The organism is Lentilactobacillus kosonis (assembly GCF_003864335.1).
Taxonomy (GTDB): domain Bacteria; phylum Bacillota; class Bacilli; order Lactobacillales; family Lactobacillaceae; genus Lentilactobacillus; species Lentilactobacillus kosonis.
Window position 1 is genome coordinate 36,499 of the sequence record NZ_BEXA01000008.1, and the last position, 6,018, is coordinate 42,516.

9 protein-coding genes are annotated in these 6,018 nt (G+C 34.7%); 8 read left to right on the forward strand and 1 reads right to left on the reverse strand.

Annotation, left to right across the window (positions count from 1 at the left end; genetic code table 11):
* Nucleotides 1-5 precede the first annotated feature (5 nt).
* From NBRC111893_RS09890 to NBRC111893_RS09920, 8 genes are all read left to right on the forward strand, one after another.
* The gene (locus NBRC111893_RS09890) at nt 6-689 is read left to right on the forward strand and encodes a hypothetical protein (RefSeq protein WP_125008962.1); all 684 of its coding nucleotides are present in this window, start codon (nt 6-8) and stop codon (nt 687-689) included.
* A gap of 3 nt (nt 690-692) precedes the next feature.
* Nucleotides 693-2,231, forward strand: coding sequence for a pyocin knob domain-containing protein (locus NBRC111893_RS09895; RefSeq protein ID WP_125008963.1), 1,539 nt, complete (start codon nt 693-695; stop codon nt 2,229-2,231).
* A 112-nt stretch (nt 2,232-2,343) separates the two neighbouring features.
* Nucleotides 2,344-2,940: a hypothetical protein gene (locus NBRC111893_RS09900; protein ID WP_125008964.1), complete on the forward strand. Its 597-nt coding sequence runs from the start codon at nt 2,344-2,346 to the stop codon at nt 2,938-2,940.
* The gene (locus NBRC111893_RS09905) at nt 2,940-3,578 is read left to right on the forward strand and encodes a hypothetical protein (protein WP_125008965.1); all 639 of its coding nucleotides are present in this window, start codon (nt 2,940-2,942) and stop codon (nt 3,576-3,578) included. The genes NBRC111893_RS09900 and NBRC111893_RS09905 overlap by 1 nt, the downstream gene beginning before the upstream one ends.
* A 17-nt stretch (nt 3,579-3,595) precedes the next feature.
* On the forward strand, nt 3,596-3,742 hold the full coding sequence (locus NBRC111893_RS10770; protein WP_160114484.1) for a hypothetical protein: 147 nt from the start codon (nt 3,596-3,598) through the stop codon (nt 3,740-3,742).
* Nucleotides 3,702-4,052, forward strand: coding sequence for a hypothetical protein (locus NBRC111893_RS09910; protein ID WP_125008966.1), 351 nt, complete (start codon nt 3,702-3,704; stop codon nt 4,050-4,052). The genes NBRC111893_RS10770 and NBRC111893_RS09910 overlap by 41 nt, the downstream gene beginning before the upstream one ends.
* Complete coding sequence (locus NBRC111893_RS09915) at nt 4,045-4,857, forward strand: GH25 family lysozyme (RefSeq protein ID WP_125008967.1); 813 nt, start codon at nt 4,045-4,047, stop codon at nt 4,855-4,857. Before NBRC111893_RS09910 ends, NBRC111893_RS09915 begins: the two co-directional genes overlap by 8 nt.
* A 346-nt stretch (nt 4,858-5,203) precedes the next feature.
* Nucleotides 5,204-5,536 carry a hypothetical protein gene (locus NBRC111893_RS09920; protein ID WP_125008968.1) on the forward strand — a complete coding sequence of 111 codons (333 nt, stop codon included), beginning with the start codon at nt 5,204-5,206 and terminating at the stop codon, nt 5,534-5,536.
* A gap of 95 nt (nt 5,537-5,631) precedes the next feature.
* On the opposite strand, the gene NBRC111893_RS09925 is transcribed toward NBRC111893_RS09920, so the two are convergent.
* On the reverse strand, nt 5,632-5,859 hold the full coding sequence (locus tag NBRC111893_RS09925) for a hypothetical protein (RefSeq protein ID WP_125008969.1): 228 nt from the start codon (nt 5,857-5,859) through the stop codon (nt 5,632-5,634).
* Nucleotides 5,860-6,018 lie beyond the last annotated feature (159 nt).

Genomic DNA, 6,018 nt, shown 5'->3' on the forward strand with positions numbered 1-6,018 from the left:
TTGCTATGTATAAAACTGATACCGATTTATCTGACGACACGATTCGACAAAAATATTTACAAATGTTTCCTGGTGTTTTAAACCAACAAGATGATTCAACCAACGCTCGGATTTTAAATATTATTGCTGATTTATCAATTAAATATAAGAACAGTTTATTAAGTATTTCTGATCAGGTATTAATTGATAATGCAAATGGTCAAACATTAACTGATATAGCTTCTGATTGGGGAGTAAATCGGATTGATGATGATGACGGATTTCTAAGGTTTCAAATTCGATTACAAAAGATGCGTGGATTAGTTGGTATTACTACTAACGATTTAAAGCAAATGGTGGCCACAGCATTTGGAATTGATATTTCTTCATTTGATGTTGCTGGAACAGATAATCCTGAAGAGATTGAATTAAAAAATGTTTTGGTAGGAGTCGAGCAAGGACCACAAATAAAGATTAAATATGAAGTGTTATTACAATCTATCCAAAACATTTTAGCTCCTGAATATAAATTAAAAGATATTCAATATGCGGCAGTTGCGACTGGATCACTTAGTTTTGCAAATTACTCAACTGTTGCTCCTACATTCAATGTCAAGGAAGATCCAATAACTTACCGAGTATCATCAACAAAATTAAATGATTCAACGCGTCCTAAAATCACACCATCAACCAAAGTACGGGAGGTATAAATAATGGCGACAGAAAACGTAGGTATTATTACAAATGCCGGCAAAAATTTAATCAACAGAGTAAATGCTGGTGAAACAAGTATTCATTACACAAAGATAGTTTTTTCAACAGATGATTTATCTGATATGCAAGATGCACAAATAAAAGAATTAGTTACTATCCAAACACAGAATGTAACGGTAGCGCCTCCAACAGTTACCTTAATTGACACTACTGGAGAAACTAAAATCCGAGCAATTGGATTAAACCATATAAATGGTAATGACAAGGCCGACTTAACTGATGGGATTTATGTAAAGACATATGGTATTTTTGCCAAAGATGATTCTGGAAAAGAAATATTATATTCAGTTTCAGTCACAACACATCCCGATTACCTACCGGCATATGATGGCATGATTGTTCAAGCAATTACTTATTCATACACTTGCAGCATTTCAGACACTGATAAAGTTGAATTCACTGATTCAAAAGATGTACTCATTACTTTAGATGATTTGAATGAAAAAACTAGCGGATTTGTTAAATCATCTGATTTACAAAATTATGCTACAAAAGCTGATGTTAACGGTCTTGCAACGACAGAATATGTTGACCAAGCGTTACAAAATAACAAATTGCCAACAGATATTATGACTACTGATACTGTACAGAAAGTTACAAGCACAAAAACGTTCCAAGCAGAGCCTATCAGTTCGGATGGTAGTGGATACTTAACAAGCAACAGCACCAAAAATTGGCAAAAATTTAAGATCTCTGATGATTCTGGCATGGCATTTTTGTCTACTGCTGATGTTAATACTCTGACCAACCCAGGAATTTATTTCACTAAAAATCCTACCCACGTACCTGACACTGGTGCATGGTGGTTTATCATCGTTTTTGTTAGTCCAGATACTAGTACCACTGTGGTAAAGCAAAAAGCTTATGGTGATAATTACGACATGGAATGGGATCGAACAAGCCGTAACGGTACCTGGTCAACGTGGTCAAAAAGACCAAGTGGCATAGATTTACAAAATGCGTTGAAACCATATGCGACTAGTGATTCTATTACTGCTATTAATAATGTTATTAATGCTTTGCCAAGCCAAGTTATCTCTGATACAAGAACAGTTGCTTGGACACCTAAGCAGTACATGGATAACGGCAGGAAAGAAACTAGAGAGTTTAAAAATAATTCTGTTGTTGGCTTACCTGGTAGTGGTTATTCAGAAGTCTGGACAGATACTCCTTGGGATAACAATTCAGGTGGATTTCCAACACAAGTAGCGAAAGATACAAATAAGTTGGAATTCTATTTACGTATCGGAACATCTGACACTGATTGGGGTAATTGGCAAAAAATAACGCCCTCTCAAGTAATGATGATTAATTCAGATAATAAGACGGTAACTGCCAACGGGCAGACAGGTATTTGGGTTGATGAAGATTATATTAACAATTTAACAAATACAATTACTAATCAAGTATTAAATTCAATTGTTGATCCAACAACTCATAAAGCAAAATTAAGATGGATTTTGCATTTGGAGATTTGACAGTTGATACTGATACAGTAACACCTATTGTTAAAGTTGCTGATCAATCAACAGCAACTACCCGCCAAGCAACTCATCCTAATACACAACACGAATGGGGGACTGATGAATAATGGGTGCTCTAATTAATGGTTCAATAGTCTCTGGCGTGCTTAATGCTGGGACTACAATTTATAACAACCCACCAACACCATTGTTTAGTAGCTTAACATTTTATGATTCAAATGAATTAGCTTCTCCAATTATGAATTCATATGGTAGTGAAGAAGGTAGTGCAACTACGGGATTATTAACTGACAATGGTGTTCAAAGTGTTAGCCAAATTAAATCGAATATTATCAATGCATTTGAAATTTATCCAGGAAATATGGTTTCAACTGACAAAATTAAAAAGATTCTTTCTAATTTAGGATACCTTGAAATGTATTGGGTTTGGTCGGGGCACACGCTAACCACAGATGAACTAGACAATGTTGGTAATGTTAAGTCCCCAACTACTAGTTCTTATAGTGCATCTAAGGTTTTCTATGATGCCACAGATTTAAAAACTGGATTTTTTATTGGTGGTACCAATGTTGCAAATTTAACGACCTTAACTCCTGGATCATCAGGAAATTTAACTTATAAAGTCAACAAAGCAGCTGGAGTTACCATTGCTAGCACTTCATCTAACATTAAGAAAATGTATGAATTGGCAGGTGGTCAATAATGGGAGCGTTGTTAAATAGCTCAATAATTTTTGAGGATGGCTATCAGTCTGGGACTATTTTATGGCAAACTAAAACAACCAATACACAAAAAGCTTGGGATGGTGTTACGTATACTGTCGTAGGTAATCCTTTGAGCGGTCAAGCTAGCAACTCAGGGTTTAATGAAATAAATGGGGTGCCCTTAAATATAGATATGAAGAAAATTAGGAATGGGCTACAATTAAATTTTGCAAGTTATTTCTTTGTTGATGATCATCAAAGTGGTGTTTCTTTTGTACCGTATGACGGATTCACTGGGATTTATAATGAAGACCTCGGCGATATTCCCAAACCAGGTGCATTGAAGGAAACAAATTTAAAAATTCCAAAAAGCGGTTTAAATAGTGGCAGCCCATTTTACCAAGCAGACCATGATGGATCTGATTATGGTGTTCAACACGCATATATGTATGCAAACTATGATGGATCAAATTTAACATTCAGAACAACTGGCTCAATAAAAACTTCAGTAAGCACTGTGAATGTTAGTAATGATAATGCGTTAGCTTGGTTTGTCGGCCACCTTCAAGACCCCGGATATGGTCTTTACCGTGCTGATTGGGTCTATTATGTTTTGCAATCAGTTACAACTTATTAAAATTAGGAGGAATAAAAATGTTACATGAAATTCAAACATGGTTTAATTCAGCACAAGCTACCGCAGTGGTGGCTTTTTTAATTACGTTGATTCCAGTGATTTGGAAACTAATTAAACCAATCGTTGATACTAAAAATAAAAACCGAAAAAAATACCCACGTTAAACAAGGATTAGAAATCGGAGAGAAACTAGCCGATACGATTGTTCCTGAAATGGCCGTGATGGTTGGATTAAGTAAATCCGACCGAAGAAATGAAGCGATTAAGTTTGTTAACCAAAATCTATCCGATCAAGGATTCGATTTCGATATCCAAACGCTTACTGGATTAGTCGAAAAGGCATATCAATCATACAAGCAAACTGGTGCTGATAATCACGAACCAAAAACAACCGATATTCCAAGAGTTCATTTGAATGATGATGCAACTATCACACCAGAAACTAATATCAAAGAGGGCGAGGCAAATGAGTAGTCGAGTAATTGATATTTCATCATACCAAGGTGACACGGTCAGCTATTTAAAATCATATGCTATTCACGGTGTAAAAAGCATAATGGTCAAACTGACTGAAGGAACAAACTATCTTAATCCGAAAGCAGGTGCACAGGTTAGTAATGGTTTTAAAGTGTTTGATACTGTTGGCGTTTACCATTACTTTTTGGGTAACGGATTAGCCGAGGCTAAGTACTTTTTAGCCCACGTGAGGGCATTGGGATTAGATAAAAGCACCGTATTAGGTATTGATGTTGAAGACCCTTCATTAGCTTATTACACCACAGCTCAAGTAAATATTTTCCTAAAATTGCTAAAAAATGCGGGATATAAACGTGTTGTGACGTATGGTTCAGGTTCTTGGTTTAATACTGGTCGTATTAGTCGCTCTCAGTTAATCGATAAACATATTTGGGTTGCTGCTTATGGTGTAAGCCAACCAGGGGTTGCCAATGCTAATGCCTGGCAATACACTGATAACTTCTATGGTGTAGATGCTTCATATGATTTTGATGGAACGTTAAAAGGTATAAATAAAGCATCAAAACCAGACAAACCAGAGTATTATCGAACATCTGGGCTTTATGAAGTTACTAGTATCAAGGGAATTAATGTTTATTTAGATACTAAGTTTAAACAAAAACGTCGAGTAAGATTTGAAAAAGGTAGTCGTATTTATGCCAAACCAATTAAGTATGGTGATATTTATCGATTAAAAACGGCTGTCGGATATATTACTGCTAATAAGGATTACATTAAATTCTTAATGAAAGCAGGCGATTAGATGAACTTTGATCGCTGGGTAGAATTAATCACTGTAATTCTTGGACTTGGTGGTGGAGCGTATGCAGTTCTAAGAGTTTTACTACAACCTCTTATGATTAAGATTGATAATCTAGCTAAAACTTGCAGAATACATCTTCTAAACTTGAAGAATTTATTAAAGGACAAAACGATCTACACGATAATATTTTGCTGCATGATAGTAGGATTCAAAGATTAGAAGAGAGAGTCAACGAGGTCGAAGATTTTATTGATGAATTAAGATAGTAAAGGGTTATCCAGAAATGGATAACCTTTTTTATTATGTAGTTAGATTTATAATTCCTACTATAGTAAGGGGGAATTTTATGACTGATTCAAAATATGAAGCTAAGTTAATCGCGAACAAGATTGGACCCTTATTTAAGAACCTAAGAGGAGATCGTTATCAAATACAAATTGTTAATGATAACCAAGCCAAAGAATATACTTTCTTTTTTATGCGTCAGCCTAAAAATGGCAGTATGTTGATCAGCCCAATTTATCAAATCAAAGAATACAACTTAGAAAATTTAGAAGCGGTACTGGATGAACTTAATCATTACTATCAGTTCACCAAATTGTATAGGGGATTTGTCGGAGAACTATGGCCATCAAACGGTAATCCAATACAAAAAAATAAAACATCTGAAGAACTTTAATAAATTTAGACAAAAAAAGAACCTACCTCCTGACAGGTAGATTCTTGGGTGCCTAACCAACACCCATTTTATCATAAAACGTCTATAATTTTTTATTAGTTACTTAGATATTTTACAACGGCTGTTTTAAAATCAAATTCGTTCTGGTTATCTATCCATTTATGATAGCCAGATGTCATAAAATTTAACTCATGGTTCATTGATAGCCAGATGGAAACTTTTGTATCTTCAAAAGAGCAATCAGAAGTTAAAAGTGAGTCCATTAATTCGGCAATCTTTTGTAAATCCATTTGGCTGTTATTTTTATGATTATCTGTGTCCATTGGGTATAGCTCCTTTTTTATTTTATGCATAAATTAAATACGAAAAAAGTTTGTGAAATAATGTAAAAATCGTCCATCTAAAAACAAAATAAAAGTTTTGTTGACACTTTTTTGACACTTTTCAGTTCTATCCCAATGATAGCAACGAACCAAACTACT